At 71.7% G+C, this 23,005-nt stretch carries 26 protein-coding genes; 14 read left to right on the top strand and 12 right to left on the bottom strand.

The window, feature by feature from the left end; all coding sequences use genetic code 11:
• The first annotated feature begins 243 nt into the window (after positions 1-243).
• Positions 244-624 (top strand): hypothetical protein, encoded by a 381-nt coding sequence (locus ACWGH1_RS33775; protein WP_453354696.1) that lies wholly within the window; start codon positions 244-246, stop codon positions 622-624.
• Between the two features lie 8 nt (positions 625-632).
• On the opposite strand, the gene ACWGH1_RS33770 is transcribed toward ACWGH1_RS33775, so the two are convergent.
• Entirely contained in the window at positions 633-1,304 is a 672-nt protein-coding gene (locus ACWGH1_RS33770; RefSeq protein ID WP_453354697.1) for a FadR/GntR family transcriptional regulator, read from the bottom strand.
• Positions 1,305-1,391: 87 nt separating this feature from the next.
• Between ACWGH1_RS33770 and ACWGH1_RS33765 the strand changes: the two genes are divergently transcribed.
• The 4 genes from ACWGH1_RS33765 to ACWGH1_RS33750 all read left to right on the top strand — a co-directional run bounded on the left by ACWGH1_RS33765 (position 1,392) and on the right by ACWGH1_RS33750 (position 3,819).
• A complete protein-coding gene (locus ACWGH1_RS33765) occupies positions 1,392-2,681 on the top strand; it encodes a CynX/NimT family MFS transporter (protein ID WP_453354688.1) in 1,290 nt (429 codons plus the stop codon).
• A gap of 5 nt (positions 2,682-2,686) precedes the next feature.
• On the top strand, positions 2,687-2,806 hold the full coding sequence (locus tag ACWGH1_RS33760; protein ID WP_453354689.1) for an SGM_5486 family transporter-associated protein: 120 nt from the start codon (positions 2,687-2,689) through the stop codon (positions 2,804-2,806).
• A 162-nt stretch (positions 2,807-2,968) separates the two neighbouring features.
• Positions 2,969-3,190, top strand: coding sequence for a hypothetical protein (locus ACWGH1_RS33755; RefSeq protein WP_453354690.1), 222 nt, complete (start codon positions 2,969-2,971; stop codon positions 3,188-3,190).
• A gap of 107 nt (positions 3,191-3,297) precedes the next feature.
• Positions 3,298-3,819, top strand: coding sequence for a SixA phosphatase family protein (locus ACWGH1_RS33750; RefSeq protein ID WP_453354691.1), 522 nt, complete (start codon positions 3,298-3,300; stop codon positions 3,817-3,819).
• Positions 3,820-3,878: 59 nt separating this feature from the next.
• Here ACWGH1_RS33750 and ACWGH1_RS33745 read toward each other — a convergent pair whose 3' ends face one another.
• The 5 genes from ACWGH1_RS33745 to serB form a co-directional block, all read right to left on the bottom strand.
• On the bottom strand, positions 3,879-4,703 hold the full coding sequence (locus ACWGH1_RS33745) for a tryptophan 2,3-dioxygenase family protein (RefSeq protein ID WP_453409295.1): 825 nt from the start codon (positions 4,701-4,703) through the stop codon (positions 3,879-3,881).
• The gene (locus ACWGH1_RS33740) at positions 4,696-5,643 is read right to left on the bottom strand and encodes a diiron oxygenase (protein ID WP_453354693.1); all 948 of its coding nucleotides are present in this window, start codon (positions 5,641-5,643) and stop codon (positions 4,696-4,698) included. Before ACWGH1_RS33740 ends, ACWGH1_RS33745 begins: the two co-directional genes overlap by 8 nt.
• On the bottom strand, positions 5,640-6,911 hold the full coding sequence (locus tag ACWGH1_RS33735) for an aminotransferase class I/II-fold pyridoxal phosphate-dependent enzyme (RefSeq protein WP_453354694.1): 1,272 nt from the start codon (positions 6,909-6,911) through the stop codon (positions 5,640-5,642). Before ACWGH1_RS33735 ends, ACWGH1_RS33740 begins: the two co-directional genes overlap by 4 nt.
• Positions 6,911-7,717: an SDR family NAD(P)-dependent oxidoreductase gene (locus ACWGH1_RS33730; protein WP_453354695.1), complete on the bottom strand. Its 807-nt coding sequence runs from the start codon at positions 7,715-7,717 to the stop codon at positions 6,911-6,913. The genes ACWGH1_RS33735 and ACWGH1_RS33730 overlap by 1 nt, the downstream gene beginning before the upstream one ends.
• 208 nt (positions 7,718-7,925) lie before the next feature.
• Positions 7,926-9,125, bottom strand: coding sequence for a phosphoserine phosphatase SerB (serB, locus tag ACWGH1_RS33725; protein ID WP_453356542.1), 1,200 nt, complete (start codon positions 9,123-9,125; stop codon positions 7,926-7,928).
• A 314-nt stretch (positions 9,126-9,439) separates the two neighbouring features.
• Here serB and ACWGH1_RS33720 point away from each other — a divergent pair, with 314 nt between their 5' ends.
• Complete coding sequence (locus tag ACWGH1_RS33720; RefSeq protein WP_453409294.1) at positions 9,440-11,935, top strand: FHA domain-containing protein; 2,496 nt, start codon at positions 9,440-9,442, stop codon at positions 11,933-11,935.
• A 101-nt stretch (positions 11,936-12,036) separates the two neighbouring features.
• On the opposite strand, the gene ACWGH1_RS33715 is transcribed toward ACWGH1_RS33720, so the two are convergent.
• Positions 12,037-12,696 carry a transglycosylase SLT domain-containing protein gene (locus tag ACWGH1_RS33715; protein ID WP_453356751.1) on the bottom strand — a complete coding sequence of 220 codons (660 nt, stop codon included), beginning with the start codon at positions 12,694-12,696 and terminating at the stop codon, positions 12,037-12,039.
• A gap of 518 nt (positions 12,697-13,214) precedes the next feature.
• Between ACWGH1_RS33715 and ACWGH1_RS33710 the strand changes: the two genes are divergently transcribed.
• From ACWGH1_RS33710 to ACWGH1_RS33700, 3 genes are all read left to right on the top strand, one after another.
• A complete protein-coding gene (locus ACWGH1_RS33710; RefSeq protein WP_453356752.1) occupies positions 13,215-14,366 on the top strand; it encodes a GAF domain-containing sensor histidine kinase in 1,152 nt (383 codons plus the stop codon).
• A complete protein-coding gene (locus tag ACWGH1_RS33705) occupies positions 14,359-15,006 on the top strand; it encodes a response regulator (RefSeq protein ID WP_453356753.1) in 648 nt (215 codons plus the stop codon). The genes ACWGH1_RS33710 and ACWGH1_RS33705 overlap by 8 nt, the downstream gene beginning before the upstream one ends.
• A 138-nt stretch (positions 15,007-15,144) precedes the next feature.
• Entirely contained in the window at positions 15,145-15,390 is a 246-nt protein-coding gene (locus tag ACWGH1_RS33700) for a chaplin (RefSeq protein ID WP_453356754.1), read from the top strand.
• Positions 15,391-15,597: 207 nt separating this feature from the next.
• On the opposite strand, the gene ACWGH1_RS33695 is transcribed toward ACWGH1_RS33700, so the two are convergent.
• Positions 15,598-16,380 carry a hypothetical protein gene (locus ACWGH1_RS33695; RefSeq protein WP_453354895.1) on the bottom strand — a complete coding sequence of 261 codons (783 nt, stop codon included), beginning with the start codon at positions 16,378-16,380 and terminating at the stop codon, positions 15,598-15,600.
• A gap of 134 nt (positions 16,381-16,514) precedes the next feature.
• On the opposite strand from ACWGH1_RS33695, the gene ACWGH1_RS33690 reads away from it, so the two are divergent.
• From ACWGH1_RS33690 to ACWGH1_RS33675, 4 genes are all read left to right on the top strand, one after another.
• Entirely contained in the window at positions 16,515-17,309 is a 795-nt protein-coding gene (locus ACWGH1_RS33690) for an ABC transporter ATP-binding protein (RefSeq protein ID WP_453354894.1), read from the top strand.
• A 77-nt stretch (positions 17,310-17,386) separates the two neighbouring features.
• Positions 17,387-17,818 carry an NfeD family protein gene (locus ACWGH1_RS33685; RefSeq protein ID WP_453354893.1) on the top strand — a complete coding sequence of 144 codons (432 nt, stop codon included), beginning with the start codon at positions 17,387-17,389 and terminating at the stop codon, positions 17,816-17,818.
• Between the two features lie 84 nt (positions 17,819-17,902).
• Entirely contained in the window at positions 17,903-18,880 is a 978-nt protein-coding gene (locus tag ACWGH1_RS33680; RefSeq protein ID WP_453354892.1) for an SPFH domain-containing protein, read from the top strand.
• A gap of 83 nt (positions 18,881-18,963) precedes the next feature.
• A complete protein-coding gene (locus tag ACWGH1_RS33675) occupies positions 18,964-19,740 on the top strand; it encodes a sulfite exporter TauE/SafE family protein (RefSeq protein WP_453354891.1) in 777 nt (258 codons plus the stop codon).
• A gap of 52 nt (positions 19,741-19,792) precedes the next feature.
• On the opposite strand, the gene ACWGH1_RS33670 is transcribed toward ACWGH1_RS33675, so the two are convergent.
• The 3 genes from ACWGH1_RS33670 to ACWGH1_RS33660 all read right to left on the bottom strand — a co-directional run bounded on the left by ACWGH1_RS33670 (position 19,793) and on the right by ACWGH1_RS33660 (position 21,813).
• Positions 19,793-20,296 carry an HNH endonuclease gene (locus ACWGH1_RS33670; RefSeq protein WP_453354890.1) on the bottom strand — a complete coding sequence of 168 codons (504 nt, stop codon included), beginning with the start codon at positions 20,294-20,296 and terminating at the stop codon, positions 19,793-19,795.
• Positions 20,297-20,445: 149 nt separating this feature from the next.
• Positions 20,446-20,979, bottom strand: coding sequence for a YbhB/YbcL family Raf kinase inhibitor-like protein (locus tag ACWGH1_RS33665; protein ID WP_453354889.1), 534 nt, complete (start codon positions 20,977-20,979; stop codon positions 20,446-20,448).
• 51 nt (positions 20,980-21,030) lie between these two features.
• Positions 21,031-21,813 (bottom strand): sporulation protein, encoded by a 783-nt coding sequence (locus ACWGH1_RS33660; protein ID WP_190181891.1) that lies wholly within the window; start codon positions 21,811-21,813, stop codon positions 21,031-21,033.
• Between the two features lie 132 nt (positions 21,814-21,945).
• Between ACWGH1_RS33660 and ACWGH1_RS33655 the strand changes: the two genes are divergently transcribed.
• Positions 21,946-22,587 carry a DNA-3-methyladenine glycosylase gene (locus tag ACWGH1_RS33655; protein ID WP_453354888.1) on the top strand — a complete coding sequence of 214 codons (642 nt, stop codon included), beginning with the start codon at positions 21,946-21,948 and terminating at the stop codon, positions 22,585-22,587.
• A gap of 224 nt (positions 22,588-22,811) precedes the next feature.
• Here ACWGH1_RS33655 and ACWGH1_RS33650 read toward each other — a convergent pair.
• A partial coding sequence (locus tag ACWGH1_RS33650) for a hypothetical protein (RefSeq protein WP_453354887.1) occupies positions 22,812-23,005 on the bottom strand: 194 nt, incomplete at its 5' end.

Here is a 23,005-nt window from a genome sequence, read left to right as displayed (position 1 = left end):
CTTCCCTCCGGGGAGGCGCGGCCACCGCCGTTTCGGCCACGGGGGCACGGCCGCGCGGGGGCGCTCGACCGGACGTTCGTCGTCTGACCGGATCTTCCCGAGTCGAAAACCGGGACATGTGCCTGCAAACTGACCGGGCCGGGATCTTCCCGGGTCCTTCGGGGAGGAGGTACGGGCGTGGGCGCGAGGCCGAGCCGAGCGGTGTCACTGCTGGTCACCCCGGTGGCCCTGGCCGCCCTCCTGATGCCGGGGGCCGTCGCACAGCCCGCGAGCGGCGAGCCCGCGCCGGGGGCCCCGGCCGCGGGACCCCTCGGCTCCGCGGACGTGGCCGTCGTGGACCTGGCCGAGATCCCCGCCGAGCCTCCCGTTCCGTCCGAGCCGCTCGGCCGGGAGCTGTTCGGTGCCGACTGCGACACCGTGATCGAGGCCTCGCAGGTGACGGCGTACTGCCACAACAGCTTCCCGCGGACCGACCTGGTGCGGCTGCACGTGGAGTGCGACCGGTGGTGGGACGTCGACGGGGACGGCGCGGCCGTCGCCGTGGGACCGGCCGGCCGGGTCGAGCTCAGCGGCCGGTGCTGGAAGGAGGTCCGCTCGGCGTGGGTGAGCCACGAGCGCGGCTGAGCCGACGGCTACCGCTCGCGCAGGCAGGCGAACGGGTAGCCCGCCGCCTCCGAGGCGGCCGTGTCCGCGTCCCCGCGCCGGATCGCCTCGACCAGCCGGCCGTGGTCCAGGTGCGTCTGCGGACTCAGTTGCGGGCCGACGTCCGCCCGCAGCCAGTCGGCCACCAGGTCGCCGAGGTCCGCGTACAGGCCGACCAGCACCTCGTTGTGCGAGGCCGTCACCACCGCCATGTGCAGGCTGACGTCCGCCGCGACGAACAGTTCCGCGTCCCCGCTGCGCCAGGCCTCCTCGCGCCGGGCCAGCAGCGCGTCCAGCTGGGCGAGGTCCCGCTCGGTGCGGCGCTGGGCCGCCAGCCGGGCCGCCGAGGACTCCAGCGTCGAGCGCAGCTCCGCGATGTGCCGGGGGTCCGCCGCGGCGAAGCGCCGGTGCATCACCCCGGCCAGCTCGCTGGTGGCCAGTACGTAGGTGCCCGAGCCCTGACGGATGTCGAGCAGGCCGTTGTGGGCGAGGGCCCGGACGGCCTCCCGCAGCGTGTTGCGGGCGACGCCCAGCAGCTCGACCAGTTCGGGCTCGGTGGGGATCCGGGCGCCCACCGGCCACTCACCCGAGGTGATCTGGTTCCTGAGCTGGGCGATCACCTGGTCGACGAGCGCGGATCGCCGGGGCGAGGTCAGCGGCATGCGGTCGGGGTCCTCTCGGGGCACGCGGGAGAAGCGTGGGAGGGCGGGGCTGGACAACCAATCATCCCATGATTCTATGATGGACCAATGTCCGAGGATGATGTCCAGACCATGAACCGGCCCGGAGCCACCCGCTCGGCGCCCCCGCAGCCCCTCGCCGCCTCCGCCACCCCCGAGCCGACGTGGCTCGGACCCGTGCTCATCGTCGGCATCGTGATCGCCGCCCTCAACCTGCGGCCCGCCATCACCAGCCTCGGCGCCCTCTTCGAGGAGACCCGTACCGGTCTCGGCATGAGCGGCACCGTCGCCGGCCTCGTCACCTCGGTTCCCGCCCTCTGCTTCGCGGTCTTCGGCGTCACCGCCCCCCGCCTCTCCCGCCGCTTCGGACCGGCCGCCGTGGTCTGCGCCGGCATGGCCGCCGTCGCCGCGGGCCTGCTGATCCGGCCCTTCGCGACCAACGCCGCCGGGTTCCTCGCGGCCAGCGCCCTGTCGCTGGCCGGCATAGCCCTGACCAACGTGTTGCTCCCGGTGATCATCAAGCGCTGGTTCCCGGACCGCGTCGCCGCCATGACCGGCCTGTACTCCATGGCCCTGGCCGCCGGCACCTCCCTGGCCGCCGCCGCGACCGTCCCGCTCACCTCCGCACTCGGCGGCAGCTGGCGCACCGGACTGCTGGTCTGGGCCGTCCTCGCCGTGGCCGCAGTCCTGCCCTGGCTGCCCATCGCCGTCGCGAGCCGCCGGGCCGCCCGGGCCGCCGCCCCTGCCGGGACCGGCGCCGATACCGGCCCGCGCGTCGTGCGCAGCCGTACCGCCTGGGCGTTGGCCTGCTACTTCGGCCTCCAGGCCACCGGCGCCTACGTCACCATGGGCTGGCTCGCGCAGATCTTCCGCGACGCCGGCGTCTCGGCGTCCACGGCCGGCGTACTGCTCGCCGTCACCATGTTCATGGGCGTCCCGCTCGCCTTCGTCATCCCCCGCCTCGCCGGGCGGATGCGCCACCAGGGTCCCATCGCCGTCACCCTCGGCCTCTTCGGCTTCCTCGGATACGCGGGCCTCTGGTTCGCCCCGGCCGCCGGGGCGTGGGCCTGGGCGCTCATGCTCGGCGTGTCCAACTGCGCCTTCCCGCTCGTGATCACCATGATCGGGCTGCGGGCCAAGTCGCCGGCCGGAGTCGTCAAGCTGTCCGCCTTCGCCCAGAGCGCCGGCTACCTGATCTCCATCCCCGGCCCGCTGCTCATCGGCGCGCTCTACCAGCACAGCGGCGGCTGGGACCTGCCCCTGGCCCTGATGGCCGGGCTGCTGGTCCCCCAGATCGTGCTCGGCGTGCTCGCCGGACGGGACCGCACGATCGAGGACGAATGCGGCATGGGAGACTGAGCGGCATGTCGCCCGTACTCGAACCGAACCCCCAGCACGGCCACCGCAAGCTCGGCCTCGTGCTCGGCGCCATGCTCGTCGTGACCGTCGTCATCGCCGTCATCGCCACGATCGCCTCCCCCTGACCCCCACCACCCCCGGGGCGGTGGAAGGTGGGGACAGCCCCCCTACCCCTAGGGGGGCAGGCTCAGGGTGAACTGGGGTGTGCCCCGGATGGGAGCCGCGGCGCCGGATCAATAGATTCGACACCGCGAGCCAGTCCCACCCGCACACCCACGGAGGCGGCCATGTCGGCCCCCACGCACACCCCGTCCGGCACCCGCCGGCGCCCCCTCGGACCCGGTACGGGGGCCAGCGCCCGGCTGCACTGGTGGGCGCTGGCGCTGCCCGCGCTCGCCTTCTGCCTCCTGCTGCTGCTCCTGGCCGGATCCGGTGAGGCGCACGCGGCGGGCGGGGAAGGCCCCTCGCTGCTCCACGTCACCGCACAGCTGCTGCGCGCGGTCGGCTGACCGGCGTACGCCGGGGCGTGCGGGGGGCGCAGGCAAGCGCCGTGCCCCGGCCGCGAACCCCTCAACACCCCGCGCCCCATGGCTCGTTTCATGCGAAGCTGGGATCCATGAGCGCCGACACACCCCGCAGGATCGTCCTCCTCCGGCACGCCAAGGCCGAATGGTCGGACGGCCCGGACCACGAACGCCCGCTGGCGGATCGCGGCAGGCACGACGCCCCCGCCGCCGGCCGCAAGCTCGCCAAGACGGGCATCGGCTTCGACCTGGCCCTCTGCTCGACCGCCGCCCGGACCCGCGAGACCTGGAAGCTCGCCGTCCAGGAGCTGCCGCACCGGCCGCGGACCGCGTACGAGGAGCGGCTCTACGACGCCTCGCTGGGCGAGCTCATCGCCCTGCTGAACGAGACCTCCGACGAGGTGGCCGACCTCCTTGTCATCGGCCACAACCCCGGGATGCACGCCCTCGCCGACGCCCTGTCCGGCACGGCCCAGGATGACGCGCTCCAGCGGATGGGCCGCAGCGGCTTCCCGACCTCCGCCCTCGCCGTCGTCTCGTTCACCGGCACCTGGAAGTCCCTGGAGCACGGCGTCGGCACCCTGCTCGACTTCTGGACCCCGTCGGACCACTGATACCCCGACGCCGTAAGCGGCGGCCCGGCCCTTCGTGGCCGGGCCGCACGGGCCGGCCCTCAGCGCCCGGACGCCGCCCCCGGCAGTGCCGCGTCCCGCGCCTGCCACAGCTCCGGGTAGAACCGCCGGTGCACCGCCGCCCGCAGGTGGGCGACGCCGGTGCTGCCGCCCGACCCGGGGCCCGCGCCGATCTGGCGCTCCACGAGCAGCGCGTGGCAGGCCCGCCACTCGGTCCAGACCTCGTCCAGGTCCACCAGCGCCTCGGCCAGCTCGGCCAGCTCCGCGAACTGCGCGGGATCCCCGTCCGCCCCGGGCGCCGCCAGCCGTTCGTACGCCGCCCGCCGGCCCTCCTCGTCCGCCACCGCGAAACCCGCCTTGCCCAGGAGCGCCAGGAACGCGTCCCACACCGTGGCCTGCGCCAGCCGCTCGCGCAGCCGCTCCTGTTCCGGCCCGCTCAGCCCCGCGACGGCCCGGGCCCCGTACGCGCCGTGCACCCAGTCGGCGCCGCACAGCGCGGCGATCTCGATGTACTGCGCGGACTGGGCGCCGCTGCTGCTGCCCAGCACGCCCCGGAAGGCGTGGAACTCGCGGGGCGGCATGCCGCGCAGCGGACGGATCCCCGCGATCAGGACCCGGGTGATCGCCACGCACCGCACGAGCCGGACCCGGGCCGTGCGGGCGTCTCCGTCGAGCATCCGCTCGCGGGCGTCGGCCAGTTCGGCGAGCAGCTGGCCGAACCACAGTTCCTGCACCTGGTGGACGGTGATGAACAGCCGCTCGTCGTGCACCCCGTCGGCCAGCGGAACCTGGAGCGAAAGCAGTTCGGGCAGCCGCAGGTAGCCGGAGTAGGTCACGGGCCCGGGCTCCGGCGTTCCCTCAGACATCGGAGTCCTCCGGCGCGCGCAGTCCGTACGCCGCGAACGCCTCGGTGACGCCCGGCAGGTCGAACGCGTCGACCTGGGCGCACAGCCGCAGCGTCGAGCGGGAGATGGTCTGGATGCGGTCCGCGCCCGCGTCACCGCCGTAGCTGTCCGCCAGGACGGCCTCGACGCGGTCCCCGTCGAGGCCCGCCAGCCGCAGCGACACCCGGACCGGCTCCAGGTCCCAGTCGAGCGCCGCCCGGATCATGGCCGGCAGGGCCCGCGCCGCCGCGATCCGCCGGCCCGGGTCGAGCCGCGCCCACAGTTCGAGGAAGAACGCCGAGAAGAAGCGGTGGTGGCGGCCCTCGTCCTTGGCGTGGTCCCGCATCAGTTCGCGGACGGTGCTCACCACGGTCGGGTCCTGCGGCACCTCGTTGAGCACCGCCGTGATCAGCGTCTCGAACACCACCGCCTGCAACTGGCCCGCCAGCACCGGGTCGTGGGGCAGCAGCCGCCGCCCGCTGTCCTGGAGGGCGGTGACGAAGCCGCCGTAGTCGACCTCCGGGACCGGGATGCCGGTGACGGCGGCGACCTGGTCGGCCAGGTCGAGGCTGTAGAGGGCGTGGTAGCCCTCGTCGCAGTAGACCTTGAAGGCGTCCATCCGCAGTGCGGTGGGGAAGTGCAGCCCCGAGATGCCGTTGGCCACGGGCTCGGCCGCCCCGTTGACCACCCGGGTCTCCAGGTGCGTCGTGGAGTGCAGGAACTGGTACAGGTGCCGTACGGAGACCTCCCGGATCCGCTCCGGGGCCAGCGCCTTGACCTCCGGATGGGACAGGTGGGGCACCAGCGCGTCGGGGAAGAAGACCCGCCCCTGCTCGGCCTCGGCGTGGAAGATCCGCCGCACCCCGCCGCGTACGCCCGCGGTCTCGTACCAGCGGTCCAGCGGTCCCGGTGCGGCGCTCATGAGCGGCCTCCGCTCGCGACGGTCTGCGGGGCGGCGGGCGGGGCGGCGAGGTGTGCGGCGATCCGCCGGACCGCCTCGGCGACCAGCGGCGCGTCGACGGTGTGGCACAGCCGGAACCAGCCCGGCTCCGGCGAACGGAACGCCCCGCCCGGCAGGATGCTGACCCTCGCGGAGCCGAACAGCTCCCGCCACAGCCGCTCCTCGGCGTCGAAGCCGGTGCCGGGCAGCCACCGGCGCAGGTCCAGCCAGACGGAAAAGCCGGCCTCGGCGGCCGCGTACGGGATGCCGTGCGCCTCCAGCAGGGCGACGAGGTGGCCGTACGAGGCGGCGAGCCGCTCCCGGCCCGCTTCGAGGAAGCCGGCCGTCCACTCCTCGTCGGCCAGCAGGGCGGCCAGCGTCTCCTGGGTCGCGGTGGAGACGGGCGCGAAGTAGGCCATCGCGCGGGCGGCGGCCAGGACCTTCGGATCGCGGGTGTGCAGGACGCCGGTCTTCAGCCCGGGCAGCCCGAAGTCCTTGGCGAAACCCCAGACGACGTGGGTGCGCCCGGCCCAGTGCGGGTTCACCGCCGGATCGGCGGCGCTGGTGAACTCGCGGTCGCCGAAGACGGCGTGCGCGTAGATCTCGTCGGAGATCAGGTCCACGTCGTGCGCGCGGACCACCCGCAGCAGCTCGGCCAGCACCTGCGGCGGATGCACCTCGCCGACGGGGTTGGAGGGGGAGGAGAGGGCCACGGCGCGGACCGTCGTACCGGCCGACCGGGCCTCGCACAGCGCCCGGTCGACGGCCTCGGCGCTCAGTCGGAAGCCGTCGGCGGGAGAGAGCGGCGCGGGCAGGATCCGGGCCCCGGAGCGGCCGCCGAGATCGGTGTCGAAGGCGCCGTAGTAGGGGGCGGGCACCACGATCGCCTCGCCCGGATCGCACAGGACGGACGCGATCGCGTCCAGCGCCCCGGTCGCGCCGCTGATCACCACCAGGTCCCGCGCGGCCGGCGCCGTACCGAAGGCCTTGGACAGCAGGGCGGCGACCCGCTCGCGCAGTACCTCCGTGCCGTGCAGCGGCGCGTAGCGGGCGGTCGCCTCCCGCATGGGGGGCAGCGCGGCCAGCCGGTCGTCGAGCAGGTCCCACAGGAGGCGGTTCTCGGCGGTGCCCAGGTTGAGGTAGCCGTCGGGGCGCAGCAGGGCGTCGTACGGTTCGGCCTCGGCGCGGAAGTGCGCCTCGGCGATGGCGGGGGTGTCGGCGAGGAGCCGGGCGGCCTGGCGGGAGACCATCAGGCCCTCCCGCTGTCGATGCCGGCGGCGGTCAGCAGCCCGGGGTTGACGCCGAGGCCCATGGAGGCGTCGATGACCGCGCCGTGCAGGGCTGCGGAGTGGTCACTGGCCAGCCACCACACGAACTCCGCTATCTCCTCGGGACGGATCATGCGCGAGCCGGGCAGCTGCGCGGTGAGCGCGCCGCGTTCTTCGGGCGTCAGCCGGTCCAGGGTGCTGGCCTGGAACATGTTGGTCTCGACCACCCCCGGGCAGAGGGCGAAGACGTCGACCGGGTCGTGCGCCAGCTCGGCGGCGAGGTGACGGGTGAGGTAGGTCAGGGCGGCCTTGCTCATCCCGTCGGCGGGGTGGAAGCCCGGGAACTGGAAGATCCCGCCGCCCACGCTGGAGATGTTGACGATCTTGCCGAAACCGCGCTCCAGCATGCCCGGGAGCAGACCGTCGACGAGCCACAGCGGGCCCACCGCGTTGATCTGGAAGAAGGCCGACGCCTTGGTGTGCCGGGGGCCGTCGGTGTGCTGCTCGATGGTCTTGGAGCCGACGGCCGCGTTGTTCACCAGGACGTCGACGGGGCCGGGCAGCCGGTCCAGCAGCCGCTCGTGCTCCTCCCAGTCGCCCTGGGCGAACGGGAAGGCCTCCACCTTGGCCCGTCCGGTCAGGGCCAGCTCCTGTACCAGTTCCTCCGCCCGCTCCCGCCCATGACGGTAGGTGAACCAGACCGTCCAGTCTTCTTCGCGGGCGAATCTCTCCACGCAGGATCGGCCGATACCGCCCGACCCCCCTGTGATGAGTACGCTTCGAGTCATTTGGGCTCTCCTTGGACGACACGGCCGGATACCGCTTTTCTAGCGAAGGCGGCTCGAGAACCGCTCGCTAGAAGGCCGGTCGAGAGCGGCTCGGAGAGGACTCGGAAGCGGTTGACACGCAGAGGTGCCCGGCCGGAACGTCCGGCCGGGCACCTGTTGTCAGCAGACCGCGCGGTATGGAATGGCGTGGGGTGAAGCGGCGGGGCCGTCAGGCCAGATCGGCGGCTTCCACTTCCTCGCGCGTGATCCCCAGCAGGTACAGCACCGCGTCCAGGAACGGCACGTTCACCGCCGTGTGCGCGGCCTCGCGGACCACCGGCTTGGCGTTGAAGGCCACGCCCAGCCCGGCCGCGTTCAGCATGTCCAGGTCATTGGCGCCGTCTCCGATGGCGACGGTCTGGGCCAGCGGCACACCCGCCTCCGCCGCGAAGCGGCGCAGCAGCCGGGCCTTGCCCGCCCGGTCCACGATCTCGCCCGTGACCCGCCCGGTCAGCTGCCCGTCCACGATCTCCAGCGTGTTCGCCGAGGCGAAGTCCAGGCCCAGCCGCTCCCGCAGGTCGTCCGTGACCTGCGTGAACCCGCCCGAGACCACCCCGACCTGGTAGCCCAGCATCTTGAGCGTCCGGATCAAGGTCCGGGCACCCGGGGTGAGCCGCACCTCCGAGCGCACCTTGTCCACGACGGAGGCGTCCAGCCCGGCGAGGAGCGCGACCCGGGCGTGCAGCGACTGCTCGAAGTCGAGCTCCCCGCGCATCGCCCGCTCGGTGACTTCGGCGACCTCGGCCTCACAGCCGGCGTGCGCCGCGAACAGCTCGATGACCTCGTCCTGGATCAGTGTCGAGTCCACGTCCATCACGACCAGGCGCTGCGCCCGGCGGTGCAGCCCCGCCGAGACCACGGCCACATCGACGCCGATCCGGGCCGCGGCGGTCGCCAGCGCGGTCCGCAGCGGCTCCGTCTCCGCGCCGGACACGGCGAATTCGACGGCCGTCACCGGATACTTCGCCAGGCGGAAGATGCGGTCGATGTTGCCGCCCGTCCCGGTGATCCTGGCCGCTATGGCCGCCGTCGACTCGGCGGTCAGCGGGTGTCCCAGCACGGTCACGTGCGAGCGGCCGCTGCCGCGCGGCCGGTTGTCACCCGTGCCCGACAGGATCTCGGCCTGCATCTTGAGCGACTCGGCCCAGCTGTGGACCGTGGCCCGCAGCTCGCCCTCGGTGCCGCCGACGGGCATGGTGACGAGGGCGCACAGGACGATGCGGCCGCGGGTGACGACCTGCTCGATGTCGACCACGTCGACGGAGTAGGCGGCGAGGGTGTCGAACAGCCCGGCGGTGATCCCGGGACGGTCCTTGCCGAAGATCTTGACGAGGAGGGTGGGGACCTCGGAGGTCTGCGAAGCGCTCATGGTCCTCTCACCGTATCTTGGCCGCCTCCACACCAGGACCCCCGTCCCACCCAGCGGTCACGACGTTCCCCGTGCGTTCCCCCGCGCGCCGTCCCGGCGTGGTGGCGGAGTCTCCCGGCGCAGCCTTCCGCACGGTGTCCTCCGGGGGGCTTTCGACCGGGTCTGCGCCCCTACGCGAACGTCCGGCAAGGCCTCGATTCCACATGTGGGCCCGGGCCTGAAATAGTTCCCCCGGATGTTCGCCATCCCTAGACTCCCTGACGTCGGACTCCCTGACGCCAGGGGGATTCTCGGGGGACTTAAGTGGGGCTGGAGTGCCGGAACTCGTACTGGAATTGAATGGCAGGACCTGGACGCTCGATCCGTCCAGGTCGTACTCGCTGGGGCGCGACCCCCAGGGAGACATGGTGATCGATGACGCCCGGGTGTCGTGGCGGCACGCCACCATCACCTGGAACGGCCGTGGTTGGGGCCTGGAGGACCACGGAAGCACCAACGGCACCTATGTGCACGGGACTCGGGTCCAGCAGACCGAACTCGTGCCCGGTACGCCGGTCCACCTCGGCAACGCCACGGACGGCCCGAGGCTGAATCCGAGCGCCGCCGTCGCGGCGGCCGCGGCGGCGCCCGCGTACCAGGGCCAGGCCCCTGCGTACGAGGCCCCGCCCCAGCCGCAGCCGCAGCAGGCCTGGCAGCAGCAGGCGCAGCCGCACTTCCCGCAGCAGCAGGCGCAGCCGCACTTTCCGCAGCAGCAGCAGCAGGGCGGCGGCCGGCCCGCGCAGGGCGCGGCCCCCGGATACGGCGACCGCAGTCCGACGACGTTCCACCAGATCGCCGTCGGCCGCGTCATGCGCATCGGCCGCGCCCTGGAGAACGAGCTCGTCGTCTCCGACCTCCAGGTCTCGCGCCACCACGCGGAGTTCCGCTCCACCGGCGGCCGCTTCGAGATCCACGACCTCGGCAGCCACAACGGCACCTACGTCAACGGCCAGCCGCTGCCCAAGTCCGGCACCGCGCTGCTCGGCCCGAACGACATCGTCGGCGTCGGCCACTCCACGTTCCGGATCGTCGGGGACCGGCTGGAGGAGTTCGTCGACACCGGCGAGGTCTCCTTCTCGGCCCGCCACCTCACCGTCACCGTCGACGGCGGCAAGCAGATCCTCAAGGACGTCACCTTCGGCGTCCCGGAGAAGTCGCTGATCGGCGTCATCGGCCCCTCCGGCTCCGGAAAGTCGACCCTGCTCAAGGCGCTGACCGGGTACCGGCCCGCCAACCAGGGTGACGTCCTCTACGACAACCGCAACCTGTACAAGCAGTTCGCGGAGCTCCGCCAGCGCATCGGCCTGGTCCCGCAGGACGACATCCTGCACAAGGAACTCAAGGTCAGTACCGCCCTCAAGTACGCGGCCAAGCTCCGCTTCCCCGGCGACACCGCCGAGTCCGAGCGCGCGGCCCGCATCGACGAGGTGCTGCGCGAGCTCAAGCTCGACATCCACAAGGACAAGAAGATCACCTCGCTCTCGGGCGGTCAGCGCAAGCGCGTGTCCGTCGCCCTGGAGCTGCTCACCAAGCCCTCCCTGATCTTCCTCGACGAGCCCACCTCCGGCCTCGACCCGGGCATGGACCGCGACGTCATGCAGCTCCTGCGCGGCCTCGCCGACGACGGCCGCACGGTCCTCGTCGTCACCCACTCCGTCGCCGAGCTGTCCATCTGCGACAAGCTGCTGGTGATGGCCCCGGGCGGTTCGGTCGCGTACTTCGGTCCGCCGGCCGAGGCGCTGAACTTCTTCGGCTACTCCACCTGGGCCGACGTGTTCTCCGCCTTCGAGAACTTCCGCGACTACGACTGGGCCGGCCGCTGGAAGGGCTCGCAGCACTACCAGCTGTACGCCGCCGACATCGACGCGGTGGCCCCGCAGTCGGTCGCGATGCCCTCACAGCAGCAGATGAACCCGCCGAAGCCGCAGGCCTGGGGATCGCAGCTGTGGACCCTGATCCGCCGCTACGTGTCGGTGATCGTCTCGGACAAGGGCTTCCTGGCCCTGATGGTGCTCCTGCCCGCGGTCCTGGGTGTGGTCTCCATCGTGATCCCGGCGAAGTTCGGCCTCGCCCCGCCGACCCCGCCGAGCCGCTTCAACGGTGACGCGGGCACGATCATGCTGATCCTCTGCGTCGGCATGTGCTTCTCGGGCGCGGCGAACTCGGTGCGTGAACTGATCAAGGAACGGGTCATCTACGAGCGGGAACGCGCGACGGGCCTGTCCCGGTCGGCGTACCTGATGTCGAAGGTCATCGTCCTCGGTGTCATCACGGCCATCCAGGGCGTGATCATCTGCGCCATCGGCTTCACTCCCCGCAAGCTGCCGGCCGAGGGCCTGTTCATGCCCCCCGCCGTCGAGCTCTGCATCGCGGTCACCGCGCTCGGCTTCACCGCCATGATGTTCGGCCTGGTGATCTCCTCGCTGGTGAAGACCGCCGAGAAGACCATGCCGCTGCTGGTCATGTTCGCGATCATCCAGGTCGTCTTCACCGGCATCCTCTTCCAGCTGTACGACAAGATCGGCCTGGAGCAGTTCGCCTATCTGATGCCGTCGCGCTGGGCCGTCGGCGCCGCCGGCACCACGCTCAACCTGGGCAAGCTGATGGCGCCGTGGGACCCGGAGAACCCCACCAACACCGACCCCCTGTGGGACCCGAGCGCCGGCCAGTGGTTCCTGGACATCTTCGTCCTGCTGGCCCTCGGCGTCGCCTGCGGCTTCGCGGTGGCCCGCCTGCTGCGCCGCCACGAGCCCGAGGTCATGCGCAAGTAGCACGACCCGCGCAGCACGCTGCGCGAACGCCTCAGGGCGGCACCCGGATCACCGGGGGCCGCCCTGAGGCGCATGGGGGGCTGCTCTGCCGCCAAGAGGGCCTAGTAGGCGCTGTTGACGTTGTCCATCGAGCCGTAGCGGTCGGCCGCGTAGTTGCAGGCGGCGACGATGTTCGCGACCGGGTCGTACAGGTCGAACTTCGTGCCCTTGACGTGATAGGCGGCGAAGGTCGGCTGGATGACCTGGAGGAGCCCCTTGGAGGGGATGCCGTTCTGGGCGTTGATGTCCCAGTTGTTGATCGCCCGCGGGTTGCCGCTGGACTCGCGCATGATGTTGCGGTGGATGCCGGCGTAGGTGCCCGGGATGCCCTCGCGCTTCATGATGGAGAGGGCTTCCTTGATCCAGCCGTCCAGGTTGTCCGCGTAGACGGGGGTGCGGACCGCGGAACGGCTGGCGGCGGCCTTCTGCTCGCGCGCCTTCTTCGCGGCGGCCTCGGCGTCGGCCTTGGCCTTGGCGTTCTTGTCGGCGATGGCGAGCTGCGTGCCGAGGTGCGCCTGCACGGTCTTCGTCTGGGCACCGTCCACGACCTTCGTCCACGCCACCGGGGCGAGGGCGACCGTCGTCCCGCTCTGCTCGGCGGCGTTGGCCGGGACGAGGGAGAAGGCGAGGGCGGCGGTGCCGAGGGCGGCGATGCCGGCGAAGGAAAGCTTGTGGGCCTTGGTCAGACGAAGACTGTGGCCGGGGGTGCTGGTCTCGGACATGCGTGAGCAACCTCTTCGAATAGCGGGGGCCGCAGGAAAGCGCCGCGGATCCGGGGATCGCGGCGCTGTGCGACGTCGACATTCTTAGCGGCGGCAAAATGGCATGGCAAAGGTGTGACGTACGATCCCGCTTAGTGGATCACCACTGTCCGACGAGGCCGGATCCGCGGGATCGCCACTAGGCGCAGCAGTGCTGACAGCGCCTTTACGCAGGTACTACGCGGCTTCGTAAGTGACCTGCGTCCTATGCCCGGGCTCACATCGGGCACGTTACGGTCTCACCGTGCGTTGCCGTTGCAATGCATTCGGTGAGCGGCCTCATCCTCAGGTGGCAGGCGAAGGTCCCGCCCCTGGTCCCGGAGGCGGACCCGGCCCGCCGCACGGCCGTCGGAGCCCCCGTACCCCGGCCCTCGCCACGTATGCGGCGCCCCGGACGGCCGCGGACCGCCCGGCCCGGTCCCCGCGGCCTACGCCCCGGGACCGATCCCGCAGGTCAGGGCCGCCGGTACGGTGAGCCCATGCACGCCAACGGACCCTGCACCGGACTGGCCGCCGTCAGCACCGCACTGCTGGCCATGAGCCGCCGCCTGGAGGTCCACGACGTCCTGCGGACGATCGTCGTCTCCGCACGCGAGCTCCTGGACGCCGAATACGCGGCCCTGGGCGTCCCCGACGACCACGGCGGCTTCGCCCAGTTCGTCGTGGACGGCATCGGCGAGGAACAGTGGCGCAGGATCGGCCCGCTGCCCCGCCAGCACGGCATCCTCGCCGCGATGCTCCACGACGAGGGCCCCGAGCGGCTCACCGACGTACGCCAGGACCCGCGCTTCGGCGGCTGGCCCGCCGCCCACCCCGACATGTCCGACTTCCTCGGCATGCCCATCAGGGACGGCGAGGAGACCCTCGGCGCGCTCTTCCTCACCAACAAACGGGAGCGGGCCGACCGGCCCGGCGGCCGCGGATTCACCGACGAGGACGAGGACCTCCTCTCCCTCCTCGCCCAGCACGCCGCGATCGCCCTCACCAACGCCCGCCTGTACGAACGCAGCCGCGAGCTCACCATCGCCGAGGAGCGCTCCCGGCTGGCCCACGAGCTGCACGACGCAGTCAGCCAGAAGCTGTTCTCCCTGCGCCTGACCGCCCAGGCCGCCGCCGCCCTCGTGGACCGCGACCCCGCCCGGGCCAAGGGCGAACTCCAGCAGGTCGCCGCCCTCGCGGCCGAGGCCGCCGACGAACTGCGCGCCGCCGTGACCGAGCTCCGGCCCGCCGCCCTGGACGAGGACGGGCTCGTCGCGACCCTGCGCGACCACGTCCGCGTCCTCGACCGCGCCCACACCGCCCACGTCACCTTCGCCTGCGACGGGATACGGGCCCTCCCCGCGACCCAGGAGGAAGCCCTCCTGCGCGTCGCCCAGGAGGCCCTCCACAACGCCCTGCGCCACTCGGACGCCGACCGCGTCGAGGTCACTTTGACCCGGCACGCCACCGGCGCGCTGCTGTCCGTACGCGACGACGGCCGCGGCTTCTCGCCCCAGGCGGTCCGCACCGCCGGCCGCCACCTCGGCCTCGTCTCCATGCGGGACCGGGCCGGCGGCGTGGGGGGCCGGCTCGAAGTCCGCTCGGAGCCCGGAGCGGGCACCACGATCGAGATGGAGGTCCCCGGTGGCTGACACGCCCATCCGCGTCCTGCTCGTCGACGACCACCAGGTGGTCCGGCGCGGCCTGCGCACCTTCCTGGAGGTCCAGGAGGACATCGAGGTCGTCGGCGAGGCCGCGGACGGCGAGGAGGGCATCGCCCGCGCCGGGGAACTGCGCCCCGACGTGATCCTGATGGACGTCAAGATGCCGGGCACCGACGGCATCGAGGCCCTGCGGCGGCTGCGCGACCTGGCGAACCCGGCGCGGGTCCTGGTCGTCACCAGCTTCACGGAACAGCGGACGGTGGTCCCCGCCCTGCGGGCCGGGGCCGCGGGATACGTCTACAAGGACATCGACCCCGACGCCCTGGCCGGAGCCATCCGCTCCGTCCACGCGGGCCACGTCCTGCTCCAGCCGGAGGTCGCGGAGGCGCTGCTGGCCCAAGAGGACCAGCCCTCCTCATCACCGCGCGCGGGCGCGCTGACCGACCGGGAACGGGAGGTCCTCTCCCTCATCGCGGACGGCCGGGCGAACCGGGAGATCGCCCGCGCGCTGGTCCTGTCCGAGAAGACCGTCAAGACGCACGTCTCGAACATCCTGATGAAACTGGACCTCTCCGACCGCACGCAGGCCGCCCTGTGGGCGGTCAGGCACGGGATCGTCGACGCCTGAGGCCGGTTTCACTTCCGGTATGAGATTCATACGGTCGGGTGTATGTAGCCCACATGGCGTATCCCGGCGGGGGTGCGGCCGTTCTCCATGCATGCCGCGGCGGCTGGCCGCGGTTGACGTACTGGAGGAAAGAAGAACGTGAAGAACTTCAAGAAGGCCACTGCCGTCACCATGATCGCGGGCGGCCTCCTCGCCGCCGGCGCCGGTGTCTCCTCGGCGCACGGCGGTGCGGCGGCGCTGGGCGAGGCCCAGAACTCGCCGGGCGTGGCCTCGGGGAACCTGGTCCAGGCCCCGGTGGACGTCCCCGTCAACGTGGTCGGCAACTCGGTCAACGTGATCGGCCTGCTGAACCCCGCCTTCGGCAACACGGGCATCAACGCCTGACCCCCCCGCTCCACCGGCCCCGCTTCCCCTTCTCCCCGGAAGCGGGGCCGCTCCGTGGGCAAAACCAGCCCCACCGGTGTCTGAGGCGGGCGGTCCGGGGCGGAGCCCCGGAAAGCCCGGCGCAGCCGGGGCCGCTCCGCGGGGCGGCGCCGCACGCCGCCCACACCCATCCCCGGCGGGACCGGCCCCAGTCCCCGGCAGGACCGGTCAGCCCCGCTCCCGCTCCTCCACCGCCGCGTTGTACGCCGCGACCAGCGCCCGCCGCGCCACCCGCTCCACGGGCCGCAAGGCCTCGGCCCGCGCCGCCATCTCCGAGGCGGCCACCGCACCCCCGTGCCCGTTCTCGTACGCCAGCGACACCATCAGGTCCACCCGCTGCGCCAGCGACAGCACCCGCACCGCCCGCGCCGGATACCCCGGCGCCAGCAGCTCCGCACCGGCCTCCGCCCGCGCCCGGTACGCCGACAGCGCCGCCTCCGCCACCGGTCCCGACCCCGCCACGTCCAGCCGGGTCAGCACCACCGTCGCCTCGCGCAGCGCCTCCGCCAGCTCCCGCTCCGCCTCACCGAGCGACGGCACGTCCGCCGGCGGGGCCTCCCGTACCGGCAGGCAGTGCCAGACCACCTCCACGTGCAGGTCCCCCGCCGGCCCCGCCTCCGTCACCTCCGGCACCAGACCCAGCGCCGCCCCCACCGCGACCACCGCCTCCCCGGACTCCAGCGCCCGCGCGTTGAACTCCGGCGGCCCGCTGAGCCCCAGCGGATGCCCCGGCGCCGGCAGCGCCACCCGCAACCCGGTCACCCCCAGCGCCCGCATCCGGCCCAGCGCCAGCGTGAGCCCCACCGGCCCCGACTCCCCGGGCAGCTCCGCCACCCGGTGCACGGCGTCCTCACCCACGATCGACAGCACGGCCTCGTCGGGCGAGACCAGACCGGCCAGCAGCGCGTTCCCCCAGGCGGCCAGCCGCCCTGAACGTGGTTCGAAAAGCATCCCCCCACTTTACGGATCGGGCCGGGGGACCGGCCTGGCGCCCGGACCCCTCCGCCAGTGGCGTAGGTTTTCCCCTGGGGCTGCGCCTACCGGTGCACAGACGAACCGAGACTGCAAGGGGAGACAACACGCTCATGAGCGATGTTCTGGAGCTGGTGGACGTATCCGTGGTCCGCGAGGGCCGGGCGCTGGTGGACCAGGTCTCCTGGTCGGTGAAGGAGGGGGAGCGCTGGGTGATCCTCGGCCCCAACGGCGCCGGGAAGACCACCCTGCTCAATGTCGCCTCCAGCTACCTCTACCCCACCACGGGCGAGGCCGCCATCCTCGGCAGCACCCTCGGCAAGGTCAACGTCTTCGACCTGCGCCCCCGCATCGGAGTCGCCGGCATCGCGATGGCCGACAAGCTCCCCAAGCGGCAGACCGTCCTGGAGACCGTCCTCACCGCCGCCTACGGCATGACGGCGACCTGGCAGGAGGAGTACGAGGACATCGACGAGCAGCGCGCCCGCGCGTTCCTCGACCGCCTCGGCATGACGGACTACCTCGACCGGAAGTTCGGCACCCTCTCCGAGGGCGAACGCAAGCGCACCCTGATCGCCCGCGCCCTGATGACCGACCCCGAGCTGCTGCTCCTCGACGAGCCCGCCGCCGGGCTCGACCTCGGCGGCCGCGAGGACCTCGTACGGCGTCTCGGCCGTCTCGCCCGCGACCCGCTCGCCCCCTCCATGATCATGGTCACGCACCACGTCGAGGAGATCGCCCCCGGCTTCACGCACGTCCTGATGATCCGCCAGGGCAAGGTCGTCACCGCCGGTCCCATCGACCTGGAACTCACCTCCCGCAACCTCTCGCTGTGCTTCGGCCTCCCGCTCGTCGTGGAGCGCAACGACAGCGACCGCTGGACCGCCCAGGGCCTCCCGCTCCGCTAGCCCCCGTCGGCCGTCGACCCGGCAGCAGCCCGTACGCGCCCTGTCCCGACCGCGCCCGCCGGATCTACCATGACCAGGTGACCAACATCGACGCATGGGTGTGGTGGCTCGTCGGCGCGGTCGGACTGGGCATCCCCCTGGTCCTCACCGCCATGCCCGAGTTCGGCATGTTCGCCGTCGGCGCCACCCTCGCCGCCGTGACGGCCGCGCTCGGCGGGGGAGCGGTGGCCCAAGTCCTGGTGTTCGTGATCGTGTCGGTCGCGCTCATCGCCGTCGTCCGCCCCCTCGCCAACCGGCACCGCGACCAACGCCCCCAGCACCGCAGCGGCATCGACGCGTTGAAGGGCCGGAGCGCCGTCGTCCTCGAACGCGTCGACGCCGGCGGCGGCCGCATCAAGCTCGCCGGCGAGATCTGGTCCGCGCGCACCCTCGATTCGGACACCAGTTTCGAACCGGGCGAGTCCGTCGACGTGGTGGAGATCGACGGAGCGACCGCGGTCGTCATGTGAGAACCACCCGACTCGCGGGCCCAGGGTCTGCGAGACTCCGATCAACGGGGCAGCACAGACAGCCGGAAGGGCACGGGGAACCGCATGCAACCGATCATCATCGTCCTGATCATTCTGGTGGTTCTGGTCTTCATCGCACTGGTCAAGACGATCCAGGTGATCCCGCAGGCCAGCGCCGCCATCGTCGAGCGGTTCGGCCGCTACACCCGCACCCTCAACGCGGGCCTGAACATCGTCGTCCCGTTCATCGACTCGATCCGCAACCGGATCGACCTCCGCGAACAGGTCGTCCCCTTCCCCCCGCAGCCCGTCATCACCCAGGACAACCTGGTCGTCAACATCGACACCGTCATCTACTACCAGGTGACCGACGCGCGGGCCGCGACGTACGAAGTCGCCAGCTACATCCAGGCCATCGAGCAGCTCACCGTCACCACCCTGCGCAACATCATCGGCGGCATGGACCTGGAGCGGACCCTCACCTCCCGCGAGGAGATCAACGCCGCCCTGCGCGGCGTCCTCGACGAGGCCACCGGCAAGTGGGGCATCCGCGTCAACCGCGTGGAACTCAAGGCGATCGAGCCGCCGACCTCCATCCAGGACTCGATGGAGAAGCAGATGCGCGCCGACCGCGACAAGCGCGCCGCGATCCTCCAGGCCGAAGGTGTCCGGCAGTCCGAAATCCTGCGCGCCGAAGGTGAGAAGCAGTCCTCCATCCTGCGCGCGGAAGGTGACGCCAAGGCGGCCGCCCTGCGCGCCGAGGGCGAGGCCCAGGCCATCCGTACGGTCTTCGAGTCGATCCATGCCGGCGACGCCGACCAGAAGCTCCTCGCCTACCAGTACCTCCAGATGCTCCCGAAGATCGCCGAAGGCGACGCCAACAAGCTCTGGATCGTGCCCAGCGAGATCGGCGACGCCCTCAAGGGCCTCTCCGGGGCCATGGGCAACTTCGGCCCCATGGGCGGCGGATCCGGCTTCAACCCGGCGGGCAACGGCAAGGACGGCGCCGGTGCGGCCGACAAGGCCGCCGCGGACCGGCGCGAACAGCCCCCCATCGACTGACCGCCGGCCACCTCCTGCATGATCAGTGAGGCCCCCCGACCTTCACGGCGGGGAGGCGACTCACTCATGCGAAGGGGATGGCAATGTCCATGTCCATCTGGGAATCACTCGCGGTCTTCGCCGCAGGTGTCGGAGCCGGCACCATCAACACCATCGTCGGCTCCGGCACCCTGATCACCTTCCCCGTCCTGCTCGCCACAGGACTCCCGCCGGTCACCGCCAACGTGTCCAACACCCTCGGCCTCGTGCCCGGCTCGATCAGCGGCGCCATCGGCTACCGCAAGGAACTCGCGGGCCAGCGCGCCCGCATCCTGCGGCTCGGCGCCGTGTGCCTCGTCGGCGGACTCGGCGGCGCGGTCCTGCTCCTCACCCTGCCGTCGGCCTCCTTCAACACGATCGTGCCCGTCCTCATCGGACTGGCCCTCGTCCTCGTCGTCCTCCAGCCCCGCCTGGCCGCCGCCCTGCGCGCCCGCCAGGAAGCCGCGGGCGGCGCTACCGGGCACCCCGACGGCGGCCCCGTCCTGCTGACCGGAATGCTGCTCGCCAGTGCGTACGGCGGCTATTTCGGCGCCGCCCAAGGCGTGCTCTACCTGGGCCTGATGGGGCTGCTGCTCCACGACGACCTGCAACGGATCAACGCCGTCAAGAACGTCCTCGCCGCCCTCGTCAACGGCATCGCGGCCGTCTTCTTCCTCTTCGTCGCCGACTTCGACTGGACGGCCGTGGCCCTCATCGCCGTCGGCTCCACCCTCGGCGGCCAGATCGGCGCCAAGGTGGGCCGCCGACTGCCCCCGACCGTGCTCCGCGCCGTCATCGTGGCAGTCGGCATCATCGCCATCGTGCAACTGCTGCTCCGCTGAACTGCGTAGCGAACCTACGCAGCCCAGCGCACTCGCATACGTCGACGGACGGCTAGGCGGTACGCGCCAGCCACTCCGGCAGCACCTCGCGGCCGCCCGAACCCATGGCGAGCAGCATCGCGTCCGCCGGGGACGGTACGAACGGCTTGCGGAGCAGCGGCATCCCCGCCTCCTCCGGAGTACGGGCCGCCTTGCGGTGGTTGTCCTCCGCGCAGGAGGCCACCGTGTTCAGCCAGGTGTCCCCGCCCCCCTGGGCCCGCGGCAGCACGTGGTCCACCGTCGTCGCCCGCTTCCCGCAGTACGCGCACCGGTGCTGGTCGCGGGCCAGCACCCCGCGCCGCGACCAGGGAGCATGTCTTCGGAAGGGCACCCGGACGTACCGGCAGAGCCTGATCACCCGCGGCAACGGGAGCTCCATGGTCGCCGCCCGGACCCGCAGCTCGGGATGCGACTGTTCGACCACGGCCTTGTCCTGGAGCACCAGCACCACAGCCCGGTTCAACGTCACCGTCGACAGCGGCTCGAAGCTCGCGTTCAGCACCAGCGTGTCCCGCATCTCGCCCACCTCCCGTGTGCAGGCCCGCGACCTCCCTGGCGGCAAGGCCCGGAACCACTCTGGCCGCGCGCGCCACGCGGGACAACGAAATAAAAATGCCCGGTCCTGGCCGTCTTTAGACCAGGACCGGGCAAACGCTCGGGAAACGATCAGCTCGCCGGAGCCCCGTACTCACCGATCAGCTGCGCACGGCCCAGCGTGTGGAACCTCAGGTTGAACCCGACGACGGCCGGCGAGACGTCCGGACCGGGCCCGAGCTTCTCCTGGTCCACCGCGTACACGGTGAACACGTACCGGTGCCGCTCCCCGGGCGGCGGGGCGGCCCCGCCGAAGTCCTTCGTCCCGTAGTCGTTGCGCACGTGGACCGCCCCGGCCGGCAGCCCCTCGAACTTCCCGCCGCCCGCCCCGGCCGGCAATTCGGTCACCGAGGCCGGGATGTCGAAGAGCACCCAGTGCCAGAACCCGCTGCCCGTCGGGGCGTCCGGGTCGAAGCACGTCACGGCGAAGCTCTTCGTCCCCTCCGGGAACCCCTCCCACCGCAGGTGCGGCGAACGGTTCCCGGCCGACTGGACCTGGGCCTCCCCCAGCTCCGCGCCGGGAGCCAGGTCGTCACTGACCACGGAGAAGGCGTGCACCTCCGGGTGGAAGTCGTGCGGAAGAGGCGCCCTGCTCTGCTCGGCCACTGCTGAACCTCCTGATCGCTTACCAGTACCGTCCCCGAGCGTAGACAACCCTCAGAACCAGTTGCGCTGCGAACCCACGGAGGCGATCCACTGGTTCAGGTACGCCGCCCAGTCGGTCCCCTCGTACGACTGCAGACCCACCTGGAAGCAGCGGTAGGTGTCGCTGCCCTCGGAGAAGAGGCCGGGCTTCTTGTCCATCTCCAGGACGACGTCCATCTCGCGCCCGTCCGAGACGAACGTCAGCTCCACCTGGTTCAGCCCCCGGTACTGCGACGGCGGCAGGAATTCGATCTCCTGGTAGAAGGGCAGCGTCTGCCGCGTCCCCCGGATGTGCCCGCGCTCCATGTCCGCCGAGCGGAACGAGAACCCGAGCCGGCGGAACGCGTCCAAGATCGCCTGCTGAGCCGGCACCGGGTGCACGTTGATCGGGTCCAGGTCGCCCGCGTCCACCGCGCGCGCGATCTCCAGCTCCGTGCTCACCCCGATGTTCATCCCCCGCAGGTGCTGACCCTCGAAGTGGGTGATCGGCGTCTCCCACGGGATCTCCAGCCCGAACGGCACCACGTGCAGCGCACCCGGCTGGACCTGGAACGCACCGCCCAGCCGCTGCTTCGCGAAGACGATGTCCTGCTTGTGCTCCTGGTCACCGCCCTCCACCTCCACCCGTGCCTGGAGCCCGACCGACAACCCCTCGATCTGCTGCTCGACCGAACCGCCCTGGATGCGGACCTCGCCCTGGACGATGCCGCCCGGGACGACGTTCGGCTCGGTGATGACGGTGTCCACCGAGGCACCACCGGCACCCAGCGCCGCGAACAGCTTCCTGAACCCCATGCTCTGACTCCCCTTTGAAGCTCTGTGATGTGAGGGCTCCGGCAATGACCCCGGCCCTCGGGCGATTACCCCTACAAACGCGGAACCCTAGGCCCCGGTTGCAAGCGCGCGACCTCCAGTACGCTCGACCGGATGAGCGCGCGACCCGACCGTACGCCCCTGCCCCGGTCCTTCTTCGACCGCCCGGTCCTCACCGTGGCCCCCGACCTGCTCGGCCGCACCCTGGTCCGGCGGACACCCGACGGCCCCCTCGAACTGCGCATCACGGAAGTGGAGGCGTACGAGGGCGAAGCCGACCCCGGCTCCCATGCCTACCGCGGCCGCACCCGGCGCAACGCGTCGATGTTCGGGCCGCCCGGACACGCGTACGTCTACTTCATCTACGGCATGTGGTTCAGCCTCAACCTGGTGTGCGGTCCGCGCGACCACGCGAGCGGTGTTCTTGTCCGGGCCGGCGAGATCACCTTGGGCGCCGACCTGGCCCGCAAACGTCGACTTTCCGCCAGGAACGACCGAGAACTCGCCAAAGGCCCGGCCCGCCTGGCCACGGCCCTCGACATCGACCGGTCCCTGGACGGCACCGACCTCTGCGACGGCCCCGACTCCCCGCTGTCCCTGCTCACCGGCACGCCCACCACACCCGACCTGGTGAGCAGCGGACCCCGTACAGGAGTGGGCGGAGCCGGTGCGGACCACCCGTACCGCTTCTGGATCACCCACGACCCGACGGTCAGCCCCTACCGCGCCCACGCGCCACGCCGCCGCCGAACTTGACTCGACCCCGGCGCACGCCTAACGTAGCCCGAGCCGCTTGAACGGGCCCTGCGTTCGCAGACTCCCGGAGCGGCGAAATCCACTCCCTACGACTTACCCCTGGCGGGGACGATTTCGGCATGCCCGAATTCGAATCCGACGGCCCGATTATGAGCCCCATGGGAAAAGCGCTAACGTGGTGGAGCGCCGAAAGGCACAGGCCCCCAACGGCCACCGAATTCAAATCACGCCGACTGCGACTTCCGAGAAGCAGGGCGCGGAAATGATCTGGTAGAGTTGGAAACGAAGGAAGCGCCCGGAGGAAAGCCCCAGTAATTACTGCTGAGGGTGAGTACAAAGGAAGCGTCCGTTCCTTGAGAACTCAACAGCGTGCCAAAAATCAACGCCAGAAGTTGATACCCCGTCCACTTCGGTGGAT

The sequence above is a fragment of the Streptomyces sp. NPDC054883 genome, assembly GCF_053610645.1.
This window is presented reverse-complemented; position numbering and strand designations above follow the sequence as displayed.